The 22055-nt window shown below is 56.6% G+C and carries 16 protein-coding genes; 8 read left to right on the forward strand and 8 right to left on the reverse strand.

The genetic code is table 11. From position 1 onward, the window contains the following. Positions 1–68 precede the first annotated feature (68 nt). Positions 69–3548, forward strand: a complete 3480-nt coding sequence (locus HQL65_01060; GenBank protein ID MBF0134800.1) for a PAS domain S-box protein — start codon at positions 69–71, stop codon at positions 3546–3548. On the opposite strand, the gene HQL65_01065 is transcribed toward HQL65_01060, so the two are convergent. The 3 genes from HQL65_01065 to HQL65_01075 form a co-directional block, all read right to left on the reverse strand. Beyond that, a complete protein-coding gene (locus tag HQL65_01065) occupies positions 3545–3967 on the reverse strand; it encodes a type II toxin-antitoxin system VapC family toxin (protein ID MBF0134801.1) in 423 nt (140 codons plus the stop codon). The two genes, HQL65_01060 and HQL65_01065, sit on opposite strands and share 4 nt — an antisense overlap. A 141-nt stretch (positions 3968–4108) precedes the next feature. Next, positions 4109–4357, reverse strand: coding sequence for a DUF5615 family PIN-like protein (locus HQL65_01070; GenBank protein ID MBF0134802.1), 249 nt, complete (start codon positions 4355–4357; stop codon positions 4109–4111). Further along, positions 4354–4593 carry a DUF433 domain-containing protein gene (locus HQL65_01075; GenBank protein ID MBF0134803.1) on the reverse strand — a complete coding sequence of 80 codons (240 nt, stop codon included), beginning with the start codon at positions 4591–4593 and terminating at the stop codon, positions 4354–4356. Before HQL65_01075 ends, HQL65_01070 begins: the two co-directional genes overlap by 4 nt. A 97-nt stretch (positions 4594–4690) precedes the next feature. Between HQL65_01075 and HQL65_01080 the strand changes: the two genes are divergently transcribed. From HQL65_01080 to HQL65_01095, 4 genes are all read left to right on the forward strand, one after another. Further along, entirely contained in the window at positions 4691–5434 is a 744-nt protein-coding gene (locus HQL65_01080; protein MBF0134804.1) for a HesA/MoeB/ThiF family protein, read from the forward strand. A 107-nt stretch (positions 5435–5541) separates the two neighbouring features. Continuing rightward, entirely contained in the window at positions 5542–6267 is a 726-nt protein-coding gene (gene modA / locus HQL65_01085; GenBank protein MBF0134805.1) for a molybdate ABC transporter substrate-binding protein, read from the forward strand. Between the two features lie 59 nt (positions 6268–6326). Next, positions 6327–6956, forward strand: a complete 630-nt coding sequence (modB, locus tag HQL65_01090; GenBank protein ID MBF0134806.1) for a molybdate ABC transporter permease subunit — start codon at positions 6327–6329, stop codon at positions 6954–6956. Further along, entirely contained in the window at positions 6953–7642 is a 690-nt protein-coding gene (locus HQL65_01095) for an ATP-binding cassette domain-containing protein (GenBank protein ID MBF0134807.1), read from the forward strand. Before modB ends, HQL65_01095 begins: the two co-directional genes overlap by 4 nt. A 101-nt stretch (positions 7643–7743) precedes the next feature. Here HQL65_01095 and mobB read toward each other — a convergent pair whose 3' ends face one another. Further along, entirely contained in the window at positions 7744–8265 is a 522-nt protein-coding gene (mobB, locus tag HQL65_01100) for a molybdopterin-guanine dinucleotide biosynthesis protein B (GenBank protein MBF0134808.1), read from the reverse strand. Between the two features lie 112 nt (positions 8266–8377). Here mobB and HQL65_01105 point away from each other — a divergent pair, with 112 nt between their 5' ends. Then, positions 8378–9694, forward strand: coding sequence for an AAA family ATPase (locus HQL65_01105; protein MBF0134809.1), 1317 nt, complete (start codon positions 8378–8380; stop codon positions 9692–9694). After that, the gene (locus tag HQL65_01110) at positions 9691–15663 is read left to right on the forward strand and encodes a tetratricopeptide repeat protein (protein ID MBF0134810.1); all 5973 of its coding nucleotides are present in this window, start codon (positions 9691–9693) and stop codon (positions 15661–15663) included. Before HQL65_01105 ends, HQL65_01110 begins: the two co-directional genes overlap by 4 nt. Before the next feature lie 60 nt (positions 15664–15723). On the opposite strand, the gene HQL65_01115 is transcribed toward HQL65_01110, so the two are convergent. From HQL65_01115 to HQL65_01130, 4 genes are read right to left on the reverse strand one after another with little or no spacing between them, the layout of a single operon-like run. Continuing rightward, positions 15724–16464, reverse strand: coding sequence for a hypothetical protein (locus HQL65_01115; GenBank protein ID MBF0134811.1), 741 nt, complete (start codon positions 16462–16464; stop codon positions 15724–15726). Next, on the reverse strand, positions 16436–17791 hold the full coding sequence (locus HQL65_01120) for a sigma-54-dependent Fis family transcriptional regulator (protein MBF0134812.1): 1356 nt from the start codon (positions 17789–17791) through the stop codon (positions 16436–16438). The genes HQL65_01115 and HQL65_01120 overlap by 29 nt, the downstream gene beginning before the upstream one ends. A 6-nt stretch (positions 17792–17797) precedes the next feature. Beyond that, on the reverse strand, positions 17798–20599 hold the full coding sequence (locus tag HQL65_01125; GenBank protein ID MBF0134813.1) for a tetratricopeptide repeat protein: 2802 nt from the start codon (positions 20597–20599) through the stop codon (positions 17798–17800). Continuing rightward, positions 20577–21578, reverse strand: a complete 1002-nt coding sequence (locus tag HQL65_01130) for a sigma-54-dependent Fis family transcriptional regulator (protein MBF0134814.1) — start codon at positions 21576–21578, stop codon at positions 20577–20579. Before HQL65_01130 ends, HQL65_01125 begins: the two co-directional genes overlap by 23 nt. A 249-nt stretch (positions 21579–21827) precedes the next feature. Between HQL65_01130 and HQL65_01135 the strand changes: the two genes are divergently transcribed. Beyond that, positions 21828–22055, forward strand: a 228-nt coding sequence (locus HQL65_01135; protein MBF0134815.1) for a hypothetical protein, incomplete at its 3' end; no start/stop codon positions are given.

A 22055-nucleotide genomic window follows, 5' to 3' on the forward strand; every position in this document is an offset into this window, starting at 1 on the left:
CTTTTGGCGAAACAGTCAAACGTGGTCGTTATTATTTTTTTAATTTATTGTTTTTAAAGGTGAAAAATATGGCAATAACTCTTTCCGATGGTTCATTCGTGCGTACCCTGTGGATTCCGGTCCTGGGTTGGTCGCTGTTGGTTGTCCTGTTGTTGATCTGGAACATATGGCAGGAGCAGGATCAAACCAGGGAGATTGTTCACAATGTCGGGCAGGCAACCCTTCACAAGGATTTGGCCTTGCATCGTTGGGCTACGGAACATGGAGGGATTTATGTGGCCACGGATGATCGAACTCCTCCCAATCCATACCTGGCACACCTGCCCGAACGTGATATTCAGACACCATCAGGAAAAATGCTGACTTTGATGAACCCGGCCTACCTGTTACGCCAACTGATGGATGAAAATCCGGGGCATTATGGAATCCGTGAACGGATCACAAGTTTGAACCCCCTGAATCCGGCCAATGCACCGGACCCGTGGGAAAAGGCAGCCCTGGAGGCTTTCGGAAAGGGGCACAGAGAGGTCCAGGAGATTGTTTCAAGTCGGGAAGAGTACCGGTTTCGACTCATGCACCCCCTGATCGTCGAAAAAAGATGTCTCCAGTGTCACGGTCACCAGGGTTACCAGGTGGATGACATTCGGGGTGGGATCAGCGTGGCGGTTCCCATGGCTATTTACAAAAACTGGGAGATAGCGACTGTCCGCATGATGGTGCTGTCGCACACTTTTTTTTGGATTCTCGGTTTGGCAATCATCGTTCATTTGACCAGACGCAGTTTTCAGCGTGTGCAGGAGCGGGATGAGCATCAGAAAATGCTGCAAAAATCAGAAACCCGATATCGACGCCTCATGGAACTGGCCGGGGACGCCATTTTTGTGGCCGATGCCAAAACCGGCATGATTGAGGAGGCCAATAAAATGGCTGAGACTCTCCTTGGAATTCCTGTGGAAAAAATTGTCGGCATGCACCAGTCCGATTTGCATCCACGAGAGAACGGTGTTGATTATGCGGAACAATTTCATCATGCTGTCCAATCCGGGTACAAGGTTGAGGATTCGTTCATCGTCGATGGCCAGGGCGATATCATCCCGGTGTCGATCCATTCCGGGGTGATCGATCTGGGGGATCGGAAAATTATTCAAGGAATTTTCCGGAATATCCGTCATCGCAAACAACGTGAGCAACGACTCAGGGAACGTGAAATCCATTTGCGTTCGATCCTGGAAAGTGCCATGGACTCGATCATTATCATCGACGCCTCAGGCCGGGTCACCGAGTTCAATCCCGCAGCAGAGGCTTTGTTCGGGTATGCGAGGCATGAAATCGTTGGCAAGGAACTGGCCGATTTCATCGTGCCGTCGGAACTGCGCCAAACCCACCGCCAGGCCATGGCGCGGCTTGCCGGGAATCCTGAATGGAACACGGTCAAAAGAAAAGTGGAACTGCCGGGTCTGCGCAAGGATGGACAACGCATCGATCTGGAACTGAGCATCATTGCCACACCCTGGGACGGAAAGCCCCATTATACAGCTTTCATTCACGACATTACCGACCGGAAACAATTGTTTCGCTCCCTGCATGACACGCTTGATGTGGCAGAGTCCACCAACCGGGCCAAGAGTGCCTTTCTGGCCAACATGAGCCATGAAATTCGTACCCCCATGAATGCCATCATCGGTCTGACCGATCTGGTGTTGACGACACAACTGGCCCCGGATGAACAACGCCGCAATCTTGAAATTGTCCAGCAGGCTTCCGCCAACCTGCTCTCCCTGCTCAATGAAATCCTGGATCTTTCGAAGATTGAGGCGGGCAGGTTGACATTGGAAAATGTCACCTTCGATATTGGTCAACAAATCGAGGCTGTCTGTGAGCGGCTGGCCATTCAGGTGCAGGCCAAGGGTTTGGAGTTCTGTCTCCAGTTGGCGGATGAATTGCCTGCCACCGTGCGCGGGGATCCCCTGCGCCTGCAACAAGTCATCACCAATCTGGTCAACAATGCCATCAAGTTTACCGAGGAAGGTGAAATTGTGCTGCGGGTGATCCCCGCCGATGCGGTACCTGGTTCAGACCCAAAACAGAGTGGCATCCGGTTGCATTTTTCCGTGGCCGATACCGGGATCGGTATACCCGGGGATAAGTTGACGGCCATATTCGATCATTTTACCCAGGTGGATGAATCAACCACCCGCAAATATGGCGGCAGTGGTCTGGGACTGAGCATCTGCAAGCATCTGGTGGAGATGATGCAGGGCAATATCTGGATTGAAAGCGAACTGGGCAAGGGGAGTGTGTTTCACTTTACGGTGCAGTTCGATCCGGATCCGGGAGTGGGGGATGACAGGCCGGATGTCTCCAACATCACCGGATTGCGCGTGTTGTTGGGAGATGGCCATGCCACCAATCGGGCCATTCTCCGGTCCATGCTTGCCGGGTGGGGGATCGAGGTCGATGTGGCGGTCGATGGTGTTGACCTGTTGGCGCGGCTCGATCAGGCCGGGAGGGCACGGCAACCTTACGATGTGCTGCTGCTTGATCATCGTCTGCTCGCTGCGGATGAAACCAGTTTTGCCGCCATGCCCCACCATCCAGGGTGGCGTGGCACGAGTGTGGTCATGCTGCCATCCCAAATGAGCATCGATGCATGGACACATATCGACTGGCTCCAAAACGCACTTGCCATCAAAAAACCGGTTCAGAGGCTGCGCATGTTGCAGATGTTGCACCAGGCCACCGGCAGGGCGTTTGTCACCCCGGAGAGTGCGACCAGGAAATCTTTCAAAATCCAACGCAGCACACTGCCCCTGCATCTCTTGTTGGTCGAGGATCAGGTCCACAATCAAAAACTGGCCACCATGATTCTTGAACAGGCCGGTCACCGGGTGACCATGGCCGCTGATGGTCAAGAGGCGTTGCATCTGATGCAAGAGACTCTTTTCGATCTGGTTTTGATGGATCTGCACATGCCCAACATGGGGGGAATCGAGGCGACACAACGGATTCGCCGGGGGACCACCGCGACCGTCGGCAATCCTCGCGTTCCCATTGTGGCGGTTACGGCGAGGACCTCCTCCGGCGATGAAAAAGCCTGTCTGGACATCGGCATGAATGGCTTTCTGCGCAAGCCCTATCGCGCCAGGGAGCTGCTTCAGGCCATAGAACCGTTTACCAACCGGCGTGTCCCACCCCCAGCCAATCCTCACCCAACGAAAAAACCCGCCATTCTCAAACCGGTGGAATCAGATCCGCAAACCCTGGCCAGGGATGTTGCAATATTCATTGCCGAGACACCAGAGCGTCTGAAAAGTTTGGCTGTTTACCTGGAAAAGCAGGATGCCACCCAGGCCGAAAAGGAGATTCGACACCTGCGCACCACAGCCGAAAATGTCGGTGCCATACGGGTGGTCACCAGCGCCATGCGCCTCAAGGGCAATGTGGAAACCTTGGATTGGGAAACAGCACGGCAAATATTCCAGACCCTGGAAGATGCCATGCAACAAGCCATCCAGGCTTTGGTGGAACGCAAGGAGATGCTACCTTAATTGATATTAAATATGGTGACTCCTGCCTGACAGGCCGCTTTACGTAATTTTTCATCCAATGTTGCCAAAGGAAGGCCCTCTCGTATCGCCAGGTCCAGATATGATGCATCGTAGGATGAAAGGCCGTAAATCCGGGAAATGTCCAAAATGTTTCTGAAAATTCTTTGTGGTGACTCTTGAATGATTCGAATGGGTAAATTGTTCAAGAGGATGAAAAACCTTTCGGAATCAGCTTTTTGAATGATTTTGCGTTTTTCAGCTCGGGAGATGACGTTGGTAACTTCCAAAGGCCATATACCTGGAACAAAGGCTTCTTTGTCCAGAAGCGATTCCAGGACCATAACGACATAATCTCCCCCCTGATCGTTGAAACACCAGGCAATAGAGACTGAATTGTCCAGCACGAAACCAGAAGTCACAGTCAATCCCTGCCGTCTTCAATCAACGATTTCAAAGAAAATTGGCCCAGGGTGTGATTGGTTCGGAATTCTTTCAATGCCTTAATAGCAGCTATCCTGTTTATTTTAAATTGTTGATCAACAGGTTGCATCATTGGTAAATCATGTTTGGTGGTCGTGGTTTTCTCGTTTTCTGCGATGCAGGTTTTCATTTTTGTCTCCCATGGGATGAACCCATCCTGAACAAAGTTTGTCCTGTATTCTGTCTTGCTGTCTGCACCTGACAGGAAATATTTTGCCATCATCAGATCCACCCATGTTTTGGTCCAGAATGCTCAATGCATCGTGACCTGCATGTTGAAGCAGGATGGTTACTTCTGAAGGAAGATTTTCGTCAACCTTGAATCTCATGCTACAACCTTTTGTTTGAAATCGATAATCCTTTCCCTGGCAAGGTCCGCTGCATAGGCTGTTGCAGCACAAATGGCTTCTTTGGTAAGGGATGGGTAGCTTTGCATGATCTCATGATGCGACAGGTTGGCGGCCAAGTTGTCGAGGACTACGGAAACCGGAATCCGGGTTCCACGAATGCAGGCTTGGCCGTGGCAAACGTTTGGATTGGTGGCAATATGATCACGCCAATTCATGACCGGTCTCCTATTGGCAAAATTTTTCCCCCTTGTCGGGAATCGGCATCCTGCCATGGTCCCTTGCAACACCTGATGAATCGGTTAGCATGGAGGCATGCAAGAGCGTTACTCTCGACAGATGATTTTGCCCGAGGTGGGCGAGGCCGGTCAACGGCGTCTTGGGGCGGCGTCGGTGTTGATTGTGGGTGCCGGGGGGTTGGGTGGACCGGTGGCCTTGTTTCTGGCTGCCTCCGGGGTGGGACGTTTGACGCTGGTGGATGGCGACCGGGTAGAGCTTTCCAACCTGGGCCGGCAAATCATCCACGGCATGGATCGGCTCGGCCAGGCCAAGGTCACCTCGGCGGCCACGGCAATCCGGGTACTCAATCCAGACATTCGGGTCGAAACCGTGGATGGCTGGGTCGATGACGACAATGCCGCCACCCTGATTGCGGCGCACGATGTCATTGTGGATTGTTGTGACAATTTTTCCACGCGCTATTTGCTCAATGCTGTCTGTCATGCCGCCCGGCGCCCCCTGGTGACCGGTGCGGTTTTGGGTTTCGAGGGACAGGTGACCCTCCTGCGTTCGGGACTCGATCCGACTTCTCCCTGTTACCGTTGTCTCTATCCCGAACCGCCGACAGCAACAGCCAACCCGACCTGTGCCACGGCGGGCGTCATCGGTTCCCTGGTGGGGGTGGTGGGATCCTTGCAGGCAACCGAAGCCCTGAAGGTTTTGCTCGGTGTGGGTTCCAGCCGGGTCGGCGCAACCCTCCTGATCAACCTGCTGGAAGGCATCTTTCACCAGGTGCAGGGTGTGCGTCTTCCGGAGTGTCCGGTATGCGGTGCCGGATGAATTTTTCCAGAGTTACCGGTGGGCAATACCGGGTGCCTTTGCCCGGGGATGGGGGGATACGTCTCCGGTGTCTGGTCCTCTGCGGGATTTTTTTCGCAACAGTCATTGTGGCTTCTCTTGTGCCGACTGGCGGCCATGCCGACGAAGTGCGGGTTGCGGTTGCCGCCAATTTTCGGCGCACTTTTCAGGACCTGGCGGCGCGTTTCCAGACCGACCAGGACCATCAGGTCGTCACAAGTTATGCCTCCACGGGCAAGCTGTATGCCCAGATTCATGCCGGTGCCCCGTTTCATCTTTTTCTGGCCGCCGATACGGAACGCCCGGAGCGGCTTTTCGGGGCAGGGCTGGCCGTGGATGCGGGCCAGGTCTATGCCTTGGGGCGTCTGGTGTTGTGGAGCCGGGATCCGACCCGCCTGACCGGTCATGGCGATTTGGCCGCGTATACCACATCCTTGCGCCGCCTGGCCATGGCCAATCCGGAAACAGCCCCCTATGGACGGGCCACCCGGGAGGCCCTGCGCAAAACCAATCTCTGGTCAACGCTCTCCGGGCGTATGGTCTTTGGGGAAGATGTGGGGCAGACATTGGCGTTTGTCGCCAGCGGCAACGCCGAGGTTGGATTTGTGGCCTTGTCCCAGGTGCAAACCATGGCCCGGGAGGGAACGCCGGGCAGTTGGTGGGAACTGCCGCGTGACATCTACCCACCCATTGCGCAAAAAATGGTCCTGCTCAAGAATGGCGCTGCCCAGCCTGCGGCCCGGAAACTGATGGAATTTCTGGTTTCGGCTCCGGCCCGGGCGTTGATTGCCCAGGGTGGTTACGATCTGCCGTGATTTTTTCCCTCCTCACACCCCAGGACTGGCTTGCCATCGGGCTGACCTTGCGTCTGGCCATGCTGACGGTGGTGATTCTGCTGCTTTTGGGAACGCCGTTGGCCTGGTGGCTGAGCCATGGTCGTTGCCGGTGCAAGGTGCTGGTGGAGGCCCTGGTGGCCATGCCTCTGGTGCTGCCGCCAACCGTCCTGGGTTTTTACCTGCTGGTCCTGTTTGCGCCCCAGGGATGGTTGGGCAAAACCTGGCTGGGGGTGACCGGGGAAACCCTGGCCTTCAGTCAGGCCGGTCTGGTCCTGGCCTCGGTTCTCTATTCGTTGCCGTTTGTGGTGCAGCCCCTGCAACGCGCTTTCGAAAACATGGGTCGCCAACCCCTCGAAGCGGCCTGGCTTCTGGGGGCATCCCCCTGGGATGCGTTTCGCAGCGTGGCCATCCCCATGGCGCGTCGCGGATACCTGACGGCGGCAGTCCTGGGCTTTGCCCATACCCTCGGTGAATTCGGGGTGGTGCTGATGGTGGGCGGCAATATTCCCGGTCGCACGCAGGTTCTCTCCATCGTGATTTACGAACATGTCGAAAACATGGCCTATCTTCAGGCCCATCTCCTCTCTGCCCTGTTGCTCGTCACCTCCTTCATTTTTCTGTTGTTGATCTATGTCATCAATCGTCCTGCCGATCCGGAGGCGGCATGAGCGGGTCGTTTGCCATTCGCTGTCACCTGCCAAGGCGTCATTTTTGTCTCGATGTGGCGTTGGTCATTCCGGCTCAGGGGGTGGTTGCCATAACCGGTCCGTCCGGGGCCGGCAAAACCACCCTCTTGCACTGGATGGCCGGTCTGGAAAAAGGGGGGCAGGGCCTGTTTGGCTGGCAGGAACACATCTGGCAGGATGATGCCCGAAGAATCAACATTCCCCCGCATCAACGGCGGATTGGCCTGGTGTTCCAGCGCCCCCGGCTTTTTTCGCATCTGAGCGTGAAAAAAAATCTGCTTTATGGCTGGCAGCGCACCCGGCCCGCCGAACGGCGGATACAACTGGACGCGGTGGTTGCGACTCTGGATTTGGCCATGTTGCTGGAGCGTCGGCCAGAGACCTTGTCCGGTGGCGAGCGGCAGAGGGTGGCCCTGGGACGTGCCCTGCTTGCCTCGCCCCGGTTGCTGCTCATGGACGAACCCCTGGCTTCCCTGGATACCGAAAGCAAACATCGCATTTTGACCATGTTACGGCATATTCAGCAACAATGGTCGTTGCCCATCTTTTACGTTACTCACCACAGGGAGGAGGTCATGCAATTGGCAGAGTGGCTGGTGTGCATGGCAGCCGGGCAGGTGACAGCAGAGGGGCCTTTGCAGGAATTGGTTAATAATGAAAAGTACTAAAAGTGGTTGGGGGAGTCTGAGGGGGAGGCTCCGCCTGCCCCCTCAGCGGGGGTTTGGGGGCAGCGCCCCCAAAAAAGTTGCCCATCCAAATATGATGCTCATCAGACGGATGAACATGGAGAACGGTCCAGATCAAAATAATCCAGAATGAAACAGGCCACCCGTTCTGGATCATCCAGGGGCAGAAGGGGCATTTCCGCAGAAACGCCGGGCGGTGGGATGTCACAGGCGATAGCCACCACCTGCCGCAGGGGTCGATCCGAAAATTTTTTATCTGCCCCAGAGCGATAAAGGGCAATTTTGGGGTGGGCGTGATCCATATACCCCTCGATCAGGACCAGGTCGTGTCCGGTCAAGCGGGCAAGGTACTCCTCCAGGGTTGGTGGCGTACCGCGTGGTTCCTGGATCATGAACCACAGGTCAGGCCCTGCAAAAAGCACGCTCGCAGCGCCGGCCTGTCGAAAGCGGTGTGTATCCTTGCCGGGAATGTCCGGGTCGGTCGCGTGGTGCCCGTGTTTCAGGGCGGCCACCCGCAACCCCTTGGCGTGCAAGGCGGCAATGACACCCGCCATCAGGGTGGTTTTTCCGGTACCGCTTGCGGCGGCAAAGCCCATGACCTTCATGCTGGCCAACCCAATCTTGAAACCGGTTGATGATGATATCCTTGCATGTTACCATCCAGATGGTGTGTAAGCAATTATAAATTACGAATGATTTTTTTGCAGCGTTTGTATTTTGCGCGGAGGTTTGGTGATGCTTAATAGATTATATGTGAAAAATTTTAAAAATTTTCGCGATGCGGAATTAATATTTGGTCCTGTAACAGTATTATTGGGTACGAATGCTTCCGGAAAGAGCAATATTCGTGATGCCATGCGGTTTCTTCACGGTGTGGGTCGTGGATACTCTTTGGTAGAAATCCTTGGTGAAAAGTGGGGCCAGGGTGGATATCTGGAGTGGCGTGGTATACGTGGAGGAATACGAGAAGCTTGTCTTGGGGGAGAAGATTATTTTCATTTAACTGTATTTTTCCAATATCTTTATTATAATATTGCTGTTTATATAGGCCATAAAAGGAATTTGGGATCGCCCATGATTATAAGAGAGAATATTTCAATACGTAATGATGCAAACCAATTTATTAGTATATTTAATACAATCAATGGTATCGATAAAGATGACTCTCTAGGTTTTAATTGGCAAAATCAGATACAGGCACAGGTTTTATTTTATAATTCTGAACATGAGATTGAAAAAAAACAAATAAATTTTCCTCGGAATCGGCCTTTGTTAAGTCAGATTCCCGAACTGATTGGTGTTCCAATAGAGGTTCAACAAATTTGTAATTCTGTTCTGCACGATCTCCGCTCCATCCGTTTTTTGGATTTTGACCCGGAAGCCCTGCGGCGTCCCTCTATCCCGGGACAATTGATCCTCGGTGACAAAGGAGAAAATCTGTCGTCGGTTTTGCAACATCTTTGCAGCCAACCCGATACCCGGGAAGCCCTGTTGGCCTGGATTCGGGAATTGATTCCCATGGAAGTGACCGATTTTCTTTTTACGGGCAATCAGGAGGGAAAAATTCAATTGACCCTGGTGGAAGCTGGAGGGCGACAGATTTCTGCCTACAGTGCCTCGGATGGCACATTACGCTTTTTGGGTGTGCTGGCCTCCCTGATGGGGCCGGATATGGCCAAGGTCCACTTTTTTGAAGAGCTGGATAACGGTATCCACCCCACCCGCCTGCATTTGCTGCTCGATATGATCGAACGGCTGGCCGTTTTACATGACAAACAAGTCGTGATGACGACACATTCACCCCAACTGTTGCATTTGCTCTCCCCAGAATCTCTGAAACATGCTTCTCTCGTCTACCGGCACCCGGAGATCCAGGAGGGCAAGATCATTCCGGTTCTCGATATACCGGATATACGCACTGCCCTGGAACAGCAGGATTTGGCACGACTCATGGCCGGTGGCTGGATGGAAGATGCCCTCCACTTTGCCGACAACAATCTGGAATCGCCCACGGTCGAGAATGATCTAGAATGAATATATTGATCCTGATCATCGGGATTGTTTGTCTGGGTACATGGGCGGGCGGTCACCGCGTGCAGGCCGAAGAAACGGCACCGTTTGCGACACAACCCACTCTTGAAGAGTTGCTGGAACAAGGCAATCAGGCCATGCAGCAACGGGATTGTTCCCGTGCCATTACCCTCCTGACCCAGGCTATTGCCAGAAATTCCCAACACAGCGAAGCCTACCTGCAACGGGCACAGTGCTGGTCACAACAGGATCGCCTTCAGGAGGCACTGGCAGATGCCCGGCAGGCCGTGGTGCTGGCTCCAGACAACATCTCCGCTCTGAATTCATTGGGATGGTATCTGATTCTGACCCGGCAATGGGCAGAGGCTCGCGAGGTGTTGCAGCGCGGACATGCCCTGGACCCCTGGGAGATGGCGCTGACGGTCAATCTGGGCCATGCCTGTCTGTTGCTGGGCGATGCGGCGACGGCACGCACATACTACGAAAAAACCATACCGCTTCTGCGCTCGGACCAGGAGTTCCAGGAGGGTCCGGCAGGCGATTTTGTCCTGTTCGGCAAAAACGGCTGGCAGCCAGAGCAGGTTGCCCGCGAACTGGCCTGGATGCGCCAGGCCTTCGCCGCCATGGCCCCACAACGGGCGTTGCGGGAGGAGATGCGCCAGAAACGGCAGGAGATTGCCCAACTGCTGCGGGACGACAAACCCATGGATGCTGCGCAATATGCGGCAGCTCGGCAGGAAGCCATGCAGCTTGCCACGACGACCCTGGCCAGGTTCGAACAGGCCCTGGGTCCGGAGCATCCCGATGTGATCTTTCTGCTGGATCAGATGGCATGGCTCCACGGGCAACAACTCCAGTACGCCCAGGCGGAAGACCTCTACAGGCGCGTCCTGACCCTGTTTGAAAAAGCCCTGGGTGCCCAACATGTCCATGTCGCAGCGACCCTGTCCAACCTGGCCCGGATGCTCGACAAGCAAAACCATTCGACCGCAGCGATCCCCCTCTATCAGCGTGCCGTGACGATCCAGGAAAGGTTGCTCGGGGTTCATCATCCACAGGTCGTGCAGCGTTGGCATGATCTGGCACGGTTGGCACTCGCCAACTATGAGTTCCAACAGGCGGAACAGATCTATCGGAATCTGCTGGAGCGGCAGGAGCGTGACCTGGGGGCCAACCATCCCGAAGTGGTCACAACCCTGCAAGCCCTGGCGGCAGGCTATGATACGAGTCATCGTGCTGACGAAGCGGAACAGACCTATCAGCGTGCCCTGAGTGTGGCGGAAGCCGCCCATGGCTCCTCACACCCGGGCATCGTCACCAGCCTGCTGCATCTGGCCAGGTATCATGTTGCACGCTTTGCCTATGACAAGGCGGAACCGTTCTTTACCCGTGCCCTGCGAATCGAGGAACAGGCTTTTGGTCCCGAGGATCCCAGGGTGTACGGGATCCTGGTCGCTGTGGCCGGTTTTTATCGGCAGAACCATAAGGAAACCCAGGCCGCTGCCCTGTACGAACAGGCGTTGCGCATCCGGGAAAAGCAGCATGGCCCTGACCACCCCAGAATCGTCCCTGCCTTGCATGATTTGGCGGATGTGTATCGCATGGAGCGAACGCAGTACATCAAGGCGGAGGCGTTGTACAAGAGGGCGTTGGCCATTCTGGACAAGGATGGTTTTGTCAGGCGGCACAGCCTTGCCCGTGTCCTGCAAAACCTGGCCGAACTGGCGACACAGCAGGAGCATTGGCCAGTGGCGGAAGCATACTACAAACGTCTCCTGACCATCCGGGAACAAACCCTGGGACCGGAGCATGCCGATGTGGCCGACACATTGTTCGGATTGGCGCGGGTCCTTGTCAAACAAGTCCACCCGGAGGAGGCGGAACCACTCTACCAACGTGTGTTGGCGATCCAGGAACGTTCTGGCAAAAACAGCAGCACACACGCCATGCGTGAATTGGCGCAACTGTACAACGCCCGCAATCAGCCAGATCTGGCGGAGCCATTGTTCAAGCGTGCCTTGGCAGTCGATGAAAAAATTTTTGGCCAGGATCGTGCGATTCTGGCCGGTCAGCTTGAGGAATTGGCGGAATTTTATAGCAAATACAACCGTTATGACGAGGCTGTAACATTGCTGCAACGTGTACTGGCGCTGGAGGAAAAACAGTATGGCAAGGATAGCATAATCCTGGCCCGCAAGCTGATGGCGCTGAGCGTGGCGCTGTATCGATTGCAACGGTATGCGGAAGCCCAACATGCCACCGAGCGGTTCAATGTCCTCATCGAGCAGAAATACGGTCCGGACGACCTGCGGTTGGCCCAAGGCCTGAGTCACCTGGGTGTGACATACATTGCGCTGCGGCAGCATGCGCAGGCCGAAGCGTCATTGCAACGTGCCCTGGCCATTCTTGAGAAGCGGCACGGTCCAAACCATCCCGATGTGGCCAACGTTTTGCAAAATCTGGGTTTTACCTATTTTGTCCAAAACCGGCATGCCCAGGCCGGCCCCTTGTTTGAACGTGTCGTGGCCATTCTGGAACAGGTGCATGGCCCGGAGCATGCGGCCCTGGCCGATCCGCTCGGTATATTGGGAGTCGGACATGTCAAACAGTATGAGTATGCCAAGGCCGTTTCCGTGCTGGAACGTGCCCTGGCCATACGTGAAAAAAGTGTGGCATCCACCCAGGCTGACCTGCTTGACCTGACCACCATCCTGAACAACCTGGCGGTTGTTTACGACAGGCAGGGCAAACATGCCAAGGCGGAGGCCCTGTACAGCCGCAACCTGGCCAACCTGGAGAAAATCCACGGTCCACAACATGTGAAGCTCGGGCTGGTCCTGAACAACATGGCGGCGATGTACAGGGAGCAAAGGCAGTTCGCCAAGGCGGAACCGCTGTTCAAGCGCGCTCTGGAAATTTATGAGAAAACAGAGGGTCCGGAGAGTCTCGGCGTGGCGCGGGTGTTGCACAATCTGGCAGCGCTCTATAACGATCATGGCCAACCCGGGGAGGCGGAGCCATTGTACCGACGCGCCCTGGCGATTCGGGAACAGAAACTCGGATCCGAACATTCCGACGTGGCAGCGACCCTGAGCAATCTGGGAGCATTGTATGCAGCGCAAGGTCGCCATGCTGAAGCGGAACCTCTGTACAAACGTGCCCTGGAGATCCAGGAACGCACGCTCGGACCGGATCATCCCGATGTGGCGATCAGCCTGAACAACCTGACCAGGATTGACGAGGCGCAAGGCAAATTGGATCAGGTGGAAGCGTTGCGGCTCCGTGCGCTTGCCATCTGGGAAAAACGCCTGGGTCCGGACCATCCCGACGTGGCCACTGGTTTGAACAATCTGGCCTCATGGTATGAGAAACAAGGGCGGTACGAAGAGGCGGAACCCCTGTACGCCCGTTCCCTGGCCATCAAGGAAAAACAACTGGGACCGGAGCATCCCGACGTGGCGCTGGCCCTGAACAATCTCGCGCACCTGAACAAGACGCTGAGTCGCTACGAGCAGGCGGAACCCCTTTATAAACGCGCCCTGAGGATCCGGGAGCAGCGGGAAGGAGATCACCCCAATGTGGCTGTCACGTTGAGCAATCTGGCCTCCCTGTATCAAACGCAAGGTCGTCTGGAACAGGCGATTCCCCTCCTGGAACGCGCCCTGGCCATCCAGGAGCGCGTGTTCGGGCCGGAACATGAGAGCGTACTCTCCATGCAGAGCAACATGTCCGCCTGGTTGGATGCGCAAGGTTTGACCGATGTGGCAATTGCCTTGCAGAAACGAGTGTTGACGAGCCGCGAAAAGCGTCTGGGGCCACAACATCTCGATGTTGCCATCAGTCTGGACAATCTGGGCAGCATGCAGGTCGGGAAGGGACGACATGGTGCAGCGGAACCCCTGTTGCAACGTGCCCTGGCGATCCGGGAACACCTTCTGGGTCTGCAGCATCCAGATGTGGCCATCAGCTTGAACAATCTGGCGGGATTGTATCAGTCATGGTTCATCACCAGTGCCACGCCTGAATATCTGGCCAAGGCGGAACCCTTGTTGCACCGTGCCCTGGAGATTCTGGAACGACAGTGGGGCACGGATCATCCGGTTGTGGCGGGCATTCTCGGCAACTTGGCCACCCTGGAGCTGCTGCGGAAGCAGCCCCGTCAGGCCATGACCTGGATGACACGCAACATGCGGAGTACCGATGCATGGTTGGAACGGGTTCTTTGGGGCAGCAGCGAAAAAACCCGGCAGGCTTATCTGCGTCATGACCAGTCTCAGACCGATCTGTATTTGACGGTACTCTCCCGGTTGGCGGATGCGTCCATGGCCCGCGAAGCGATGCTCTACTCCCTGCATCGCAAGGGGTTGTTGCTGCGCGTGGCCGCAGAGGTCAATGCCGTCACCCGCAGTGCCGCGCAGCCGGCTCTGCGTGAAAAGGCACAGACCCTGGCGAGCAGGAAAAAAACCGTGGCGCAATGGCAGTTCAGCGGCATGACGGACAAGACACGGCTGACGCACCTGCAACAGGAGATCGACAATCTCGAAGCCGAATTGGGCAAGGAGGTACAGATCCTGGGACGCAACCGGCACCATGTCGAACCGGAACAGGTTGTTACGGCGTTACAGCCTGGTGAAGTCCTGGTCGATTTTCTGGTGTTCCACGAAGTCGAACTGCCGCTGGCTGGTTATAGGAGATGGCAGGTCATGGCCATCGTGACCGATCCGCAGGCCACGCCCAACATGCGTTTGGTCACCATTGGTCCGTTGGAGCCGATTGCCACGTTGATCAAAACCTATCGGGAAACCATGGAACAGGCCGCTGCCGGCAGGACCATGGATACCCTGGCCAAGGCACTGCATGTTGTGCTTTGGCAACCCCTGGCACCCTTGTTGGCGGACAAGCGAAAAGTCTATCTGGTACCGGATGGGGCCTTGCATCTGTTGCCTTTCAAGGCACTCATGGACGCACAGGGACGGTATGTGGGGACCACCACCCGGCTTGTCACCCTTTCCTCGGTGCGGGATCTGGTTCTGCCCCCCCTGACCGGTACAAGTACCGCCCCGGTCGTGGTGGCGGCACCGGATTATTTTGCCGGCCTGCCGGAGCCGGCAGAAAATGGCACACGTGGCACGCGCACCGGTGGCATTCGTCTTTCCGACATTTATTTCGATTATCTGCCCGGTACTTTGAAGGAGGGGCGTGCGTTGTCCGAACGGCTGCGTCAACAGCAGACGCCACCCATGTTGCTGACTGGTACCGCAGCCAGCGAACAGGCGGTCAACCTGCTGGCGGCACCCCGGATTCTGCACCTGGCGACCCATGGCTTTTTTCTCGATACCCTGGTACATCCCACGGAGGTACCGACGACACCCATGCCCACAACCCAGCGCAGTATGACACGGTTCGACCCCCAGGCAGCCACGCCGCCAGCCGCCCAGGCGTTGGCCACCACTTCTGCCGCCAAGGATGCCACGCCGCCAGCCGCCCAGGCGTTGGCCACCACTTCTGCCGCCAAGGATGCCATGCTGGTGGTCGCCGATCCCATGAACCGTGCCGGTCTGGCATTTGCCGGGGCCAATGCCGGTGTGCAGGGGATCAGGCAAAGCGACGGGACCGATGGAATCCTGACTGCCGGGGAAGCCGTCAACCTGAACCTGGCCGGTACCGATCTGGTGGTGCTGTCGGCCTGTCAGACCGGCATCGGCGATGTACGCAATGGTGAAGGGGTCTATGGTTTGCAACGCGCCTTTCAGGAAGCCGGTGCCAAAGCCGTCCTCTCCACCCTCTGGAGCATCAGCGACGATGCCACCATGGCTTTCATGCAGGCATTCTACGACCATGTTCTTCGCGGCACCCCACCACAGGAGGCTTTGCAGACCACGCAGCACGCCTTCATCGACCATCCCCGCTGGCGGCATCCCTACTTTTGGGCACCATTCGTCCTGGCCGGCAAGGATCAACCTGCACCCTGAATGCTGCCGCTCAACCCAACAGTGACGGCAACTTGAAATTCAATGGAATTTCATGAAGATCTACCACGAGGCGTGATTCAAGGCCTGTTCGGCCTGTTTCAGCCAGAGGGTTTTTTGTTGCAGGTCCTGGCCGGCGATTCGGCTTTCCCGGCGGAGGCGTTCCAGGTCGTCGCGGGTGGTTTGAATTGCCTGGACCCAGGCATGAGTACTTTTGCGGCTGGTGCTTCGTCCGGGGTCGGTTTTGAGATCGCGTCTGGTTTCTTGTTGGGGAATGCCGGGACTTGCCGGTCTGGGGTCGGATCTGGGATCACGTCTGGCTTCTTGTTGGGGAATGCCGGGACCTGCCGGTCTGGGGTCGGATCTGGGATCACGTCTGGCTTCTTGTTGGAGAATGCCGGGACCTGCCGGTCTGGGGTCGGATTGGGGATCGCGTCCGGTTGCTTGTCGGAGCTGGTTGGTGCCGGTTGGATGGCCACTGGCCATGGCCAGTTGGCGGCGGGTGATCAGGAGCTGGCGATAGGCGGCATGGTGTTGTTGAAAGACCGTGCGGGCCTCGGACACGGCACGCTCCAATTGTTCGATGCGCCTGGACCAATAGGTTTTGGGCATGAACAGGCGTTGCAGGGTCTCCAGAAAGGTGTCCCGGGCGTAAATTTCCGGATCCACTTCTGGAGCGCCACTCCTGGAGCAGCCGACCAAAAACAAAAACAAACCCAAAATGATCCATGCAGGATGCCAGGAACGGGAACGGTAACCAGGGTCGCAACCGGCATCACTCGGGCAGACGGGCTGCATATTCATTGAGCTTGTTGCGCAAGGTGCGGATGGAGATACCCAGCAGTTCGGCGGCACGGGTACGGTTGCCGGCCACTTCGTTCAGGGTGCGCCGGATCAGAAACTCTTCCATCTCGCGGACAGTGGTGCCGACAGGGAGGTGAATATGTCCGTCCTCGTTATCTGCCGGGGCAACCCTGGCCTCTTCGGTGATGGTCGGCTCGATCATCAGATCGGACGGCATGATCTCCCTGCCTTCGGCAACCAGCAGGGCACGCTGGATGATGTTTTCCAGCTCCCGGACGTTGCCCGGCCAGTGATAGGCCTGCAACACACTGATGGCTTCACGGGAGAAAGCGATTTCGTTGCGTCCCAGCTCGGCAATGAAGCGTTGCCGGAAATGTTCGGCGAGGAGGGGAATATCGGTTTTTCGTTCCCGCAGGGTCGGCATCAGAATGGGGAAGACATTCAGGCGATAGAACAGGTCCTCCCGAAATTTTTGTTGGGCCGACCAGGCCTTGAGGTCCCGGTTGGTGGAGGCGATGACCCGGACATCGATTTTGATGGTACCGCGGCTGCCGACGGGATCCACCTCTCCTTCCTGGAGGACGCGCAACAGTTTGGCTTGCAGGTTGAGCGACATTTCCGAAATTTCATCCAGGAGGATGGTGCCGCCATGGGCCTGCTGGAATTTTCCCTTCCGGTCGGTGAGGGCACCGGTGAAGGCCCCTTTGATGTGACCGAACAGCTCGGATTCCAAGAGATTTTCCGGCAAGGCAGCGCAGTTGATGGCGACGAACGGTTCTTTGTGGCGATCTGAAACCTGATGGACATAGCGGGCGATCAGCTCCTTGCCGGTGCCGCTTTCACCCTGGATGAGGACCGTTGCCTTGGAAGGGGCGACCCGGCGCACCTGGTTGAGGAGCTTTTTCATGCTGGGGTCGGCGGAGATCATGCGCCGCCCGCGCCCGAGTTCGGGATCGAAATATTGATTGGCGAAACGGTGCAGGGTCTCCTGGAAGGTGACATCATCGATGGGGAGCAGGAGATAATCGGCGGCACCGACGGCGATGGCATTTTGGGCCTCGTTGACGTTGCCTTTGACGGCGGCCACCAGGATGGGCATGCCCCGGAAGAGGAAGGTCAGTTCCCGGACCCCTTCGAGGGGGTCATTCAGGGTTTCGACCGCCAGGATGATGAGACTGGTGGGATGCCGTTGGGAGAGATGGGCCTTGGCATCGGCCACGGAGAGAACGGAGACGGGATTGAATCCGGCCTGACGCACCTGGGCGGTCACGGCTGACCACTCGCGGTTGTCCCGACCAATCAGCAGAATATCCTTGATTTCAGTCATGGTGTCCTATTCCACCGCCAAACTCTGGACCATTTTGAGGTGCTGGGCATTTTCACGGGCGACACGCGCCCAGGAACTTTCCGGATCCAGGCGGGAGGCTTCCTGGAAGGCTTTTTGCGAAGCGGGCAAATCTCCCTTTCTCTGGAGGATATCTCCAATCCGCATGTGCGCCAATGCCTGAACTTCCTTGTTGGTGGATTCGGCGGCAACACGCTTGAAAGCGGGGAGGGATTTATCGTCGCCCTGCCAATCCTGGAGAATGGTGGCGTACCAATAATAATCGCGGCCATCCTGCAAGGGTTTTTCGAACAGGAGTTTTTCCAGGGTGCTGACCGCCTGGGGGAAGCGGCCACGGGCTGTGGCAGCCATGGCCAGCAGCCGGAGTCGGCGCTGTTTTTCGTCGGGGTTGAAGACAGATTCCGGGAGATTTTCCAGGAGATTCATGATGTCGTTCCACTGTTCCTTCTTGGCGAGACGCCCTGCCTCGGCCAGAACCACCCGGGCGGCTGGCGGGCTGATTTTTCTGAGGGCACTGCCATCGGCTTCGGAGGTAGCGGACATTTCCGATGATTGCTTCATGGAAACGAGAAGTTGGGTAAATTCGGCGGCCTCCGGGAGTTTGTTGTCGGCCAACAGGGGAGGGACCCGTTCGGGAATGCCGATGCGCAGCAGGGCCTCGGCCAGAAGAACACGCGCCCGGTCAAAATCGGGTTTGTTGCGCCAGTCGGAGCCATAGGTTTCCGCCAGGGCGGCGGCCTGCTCGGGGCGTCCGGATTCCAGGGCCTCGGACATGCCGGTTTCCAGTATATTTTTCTTGAGAAGGTTGGCGCGTTTGATGATGGTGCCCCGCGAGGAGAGAACCAACAGGTGGTTGAGTTTGGCCATGGCTTCCGGGAAGCGTTTGGCTTCGCCGAGGAGCAGGGCCTGGGAAAATTCGGCCTCGGTCAGTGCGCCGGGCAGGGGTTTTTCGGCAATGATGGTGTCGAGGTCTTTCAAACGTTCTTCCAGGGGACGTTTTTCATCCATGCGAATCTTGTAGATGCGCTGCCAATACATGGCCTGGGATTTGGGAAATTGCAGGGCCAGGCGCTGGAAGGTTTGTTCCGATTCCTTGATCTTGCCCATTCTGCGGTTGATGTCGCCGATGCGCAGCAAGGCCCATGGGGCACGGGAGGCATCCCTGGGATAGTTGTCCAGGAAACGGATGTACATGTTGTACGCCTGGGGAAAGCGCCCGCTGTTGAAATAGATGTCGGCCATCTCCTGGAGGGTGCCGGGCCGGTTGGCCAGGAGGGCGGCATATTCCGGTGCCAGGGTATCCAGGATGGCAGCGGCCTGGTCGTCATGGGCCTGTCTGGAGGCGAGGCGGGCCAGGAGAAAATAGGCGTCTGCCTTGTTCTGTTCGCTGGATGGTTCCATGGTCAACGCCAGGCGCAACGTTTTCTCGGCATCTTCCCAACGCTCGATTTCCATGTAGGTACGACCGCGTTCCAGGAGGACTTCGGGGGCGTTTTTGGGCAGGTTGGGGTCGAACATGATCGCTGCAGCGTTTTGATACTGCTCGGCGTCATTGAAGGCGATCAACTGTTGCAGACGCAGTTTGGCGTAGTGTTTCGTGTTGGGATGACGTGCCAGGATCGATTCGATTTCATCCAGGATGACGCCGGGTTGCCGGTCGAGATGGTCGGCCAGGGAGAGTTTGTACAGACGGACGACTTCCTGGTTCGGTGATTGGGGAAAAACCTCCAGAAGGCTGGTCAGATAGGCCCTGGCCTGGGGAAAATTTCGTTGCCGTTCATACTCCCTGGCCTTGTCGAAAAAATAGGCCTCGTCAACCGGGGTCTTGGCCAGAATGACTTTGGCGGGGGGATTCTCGAAAACCGGGTCGGCCAGGCGATTCAGGGGCAGAACCTTGCCTTTGGCCAGGGCTTCCATGCGGGTGGTGAACAGTTTTTGGGCTTCGGCTTCGCGGGTGGGGATGACGACCTGTTTGGCTTCGTCACCCGATTTGATGGCGCTTGCCTCGCGACCACTGGAGGCTTTTTCCCGTATTTCCACCACGAAGAGTCCGGCCTGGGGTTCGGCATAGAAAAAGGCCTGCCCGGCGTTTTTATGCAGCGACAACTCCATTTCCACATGTTTGGCAAAGGGGTAGTCGAGGACTCTTTCGATCAGGCCGCTGGGTGCCGGGGGATGCCAACTGGGGGCTTCGGAGGCCCCGGCCCATACCAGTTTCAGAATACCGGCACCGTAATCGATGCTGGGATTGACCGTGACCGGACCGGTGACGGAAAAAATGGCCAGGGTTCCGTCCCGACCCGGGAGGATGCGTCCGCCCAGAATGGAGACCGGCCCGGTGGGAACCGGGCTGACAGGTCGCTCGATGCCGAGGCGGTAGATCGGCGGTTGCGGTGCGGCTGTTTCGGATCGATTGGCAGGCTGCCCCACGATGCGGCCATGAAACTCCAGGAGTGGTTCCTTCAAAAGAAGGGTCAGGTAGAGTCCCATTTCGTCGTCACGAGTCTCTTCGACCTTGATTCCTTCGACGAAAACCGACTGGGCCATTTTTTTCGTGTCGTAGGGGAGGGTACGGAGGCCGGGAATGGTGATTCGCAGGGTTTTCGGGTCAAGCAGTTTCAGTGACGGTTCTTTCAAGCCGGCACGCAGGGGGAACGAAAAAACATCCCGCCGACCATTTTCCTCCACGCTGAGGGTCATGGTGGCGTGGGCGGTGCGCGGCAGGCAGCCGATCAGCAGAAAGACCAGGATCAGGAGGATGCCGGTCCTATTTTTTTTCCAAGCGTTCAAGGCCCTTCTTCTTGATTTTTTCCACCAGGGTGGTACGGTTGAGGTTGAGGAGGCGGGCGGCCTTGTTCTTGTTCCAGCCGGTGCGTTCCAGGGCATTGAGAATGAGCTGGTTTTCGTAGGTTTCAACTTCCCGGTTGAAATCGGTTCCACCTTCTTCCTGTCCTTCGTTGTGGGATATGGCAAAGGCCGAGGCAGGAATGGGGTGGTCGTCATCGGTATCAATCTCCTGATCCTGCATGCGTATGGGAAGATCCTCCACCTGGACCTCGCCATCACACAAGACGGTCAACCGTTCCATCAGGTTTTGCATTTCCCGCACGTTGCCCTTCCAGACATAACCGAGAAACATTTGCTGAATTTCCGGGCTGAACGTGATTTTGGTCCGGTTCTGGATGCGGGCAAAATGCTCGGCAAAGTGATCGACCAGCAAGAGAATGTCTTCCGGGCGTTCCCGCAGGGGAGGGACATGGAGGGGCACCACATTGAGGCGGTAAAAGAGGTCTTCCCGGAAATTGCCGTTGGCGACTTCTTCTTCCAGGTTTTTATTGGTGGCGGCGATGACGCGCACGTTGACCGGAATGGGGGTGACGCCGCCCACCGGTTCCACGATTTTTTCTTGCAGGACCCGCAACATTTTGACTTGCAGTTTGGGACTCATGTCCCCAATTTCATCCAGGAAGAGGGTTCCGTCCTTGGCGGCCTCGAAGCGGCCCTTGCGGGTAAAGGCTGCGCCGGTGAACGATCCCTTGACGTGGCCGAACAGTTCCGATTCCAGCAGATCCTCCGGAATGGCTCCGCAGTTGACCGGGATCAGGGGACCCGTCTTGCGATGCGAGCCTTCGTGAATGGCTCGGGAGATCAATTCCTTGCCAGTGCCGCTCTCTCCTTGAATCAGCACTGTGGCGTCGGTGGCGGCGACTCTTTCGATGAGCTTGAAAAGCCGCCGCATGGACGGCGATTGTCCGATAATGCCGTACACGTCTCCTCCTGACAGCGATAACGTCCTGTTGATACTCCAGTTTGAGCCACGATTGCCGAGGGCAATCTGTCAAAAACCCAACATTGTCAAAAAACCAACAAAATAGTAAGCCAAAAACGGGTCGCACAACAAGCCCGACTCAAATGGATGTCAAAAAAAAAACTCCTTGCAACCTGTCTCTGTTCATGAACCCATACTGCTCACCTTGATGGACTCACGTTCTGGCTTGCACTCAGGTCGAGACACACCATGCCTGTCAAAAAATTTGCTTCCGGAACTGCCCGGTCGCGTCCACTATCCCTGGGCCGTTTGATTCGGCGCGAAGCCAAACGCCTGCAACGCTCGGGACTCTGTCATGCCAGCGGCATGCAGGATCCTTTCATGGAGGCCGAATACCTGGCATGTCATGCACTTTCCGTGCCATTCGAGACGGCGGCGGATCATTATTCCCGGTTTGTCAACAGGACCGAAGAAGAG

The organism is Magnetococcales bacterium (genome assembly GCA_015228935.1).
Taxonomy (GTDB): Bacteria; Pseudomonadota; Magnetococcia; order Magnetococcales; family DC0425bin3; genus HA3dbin3.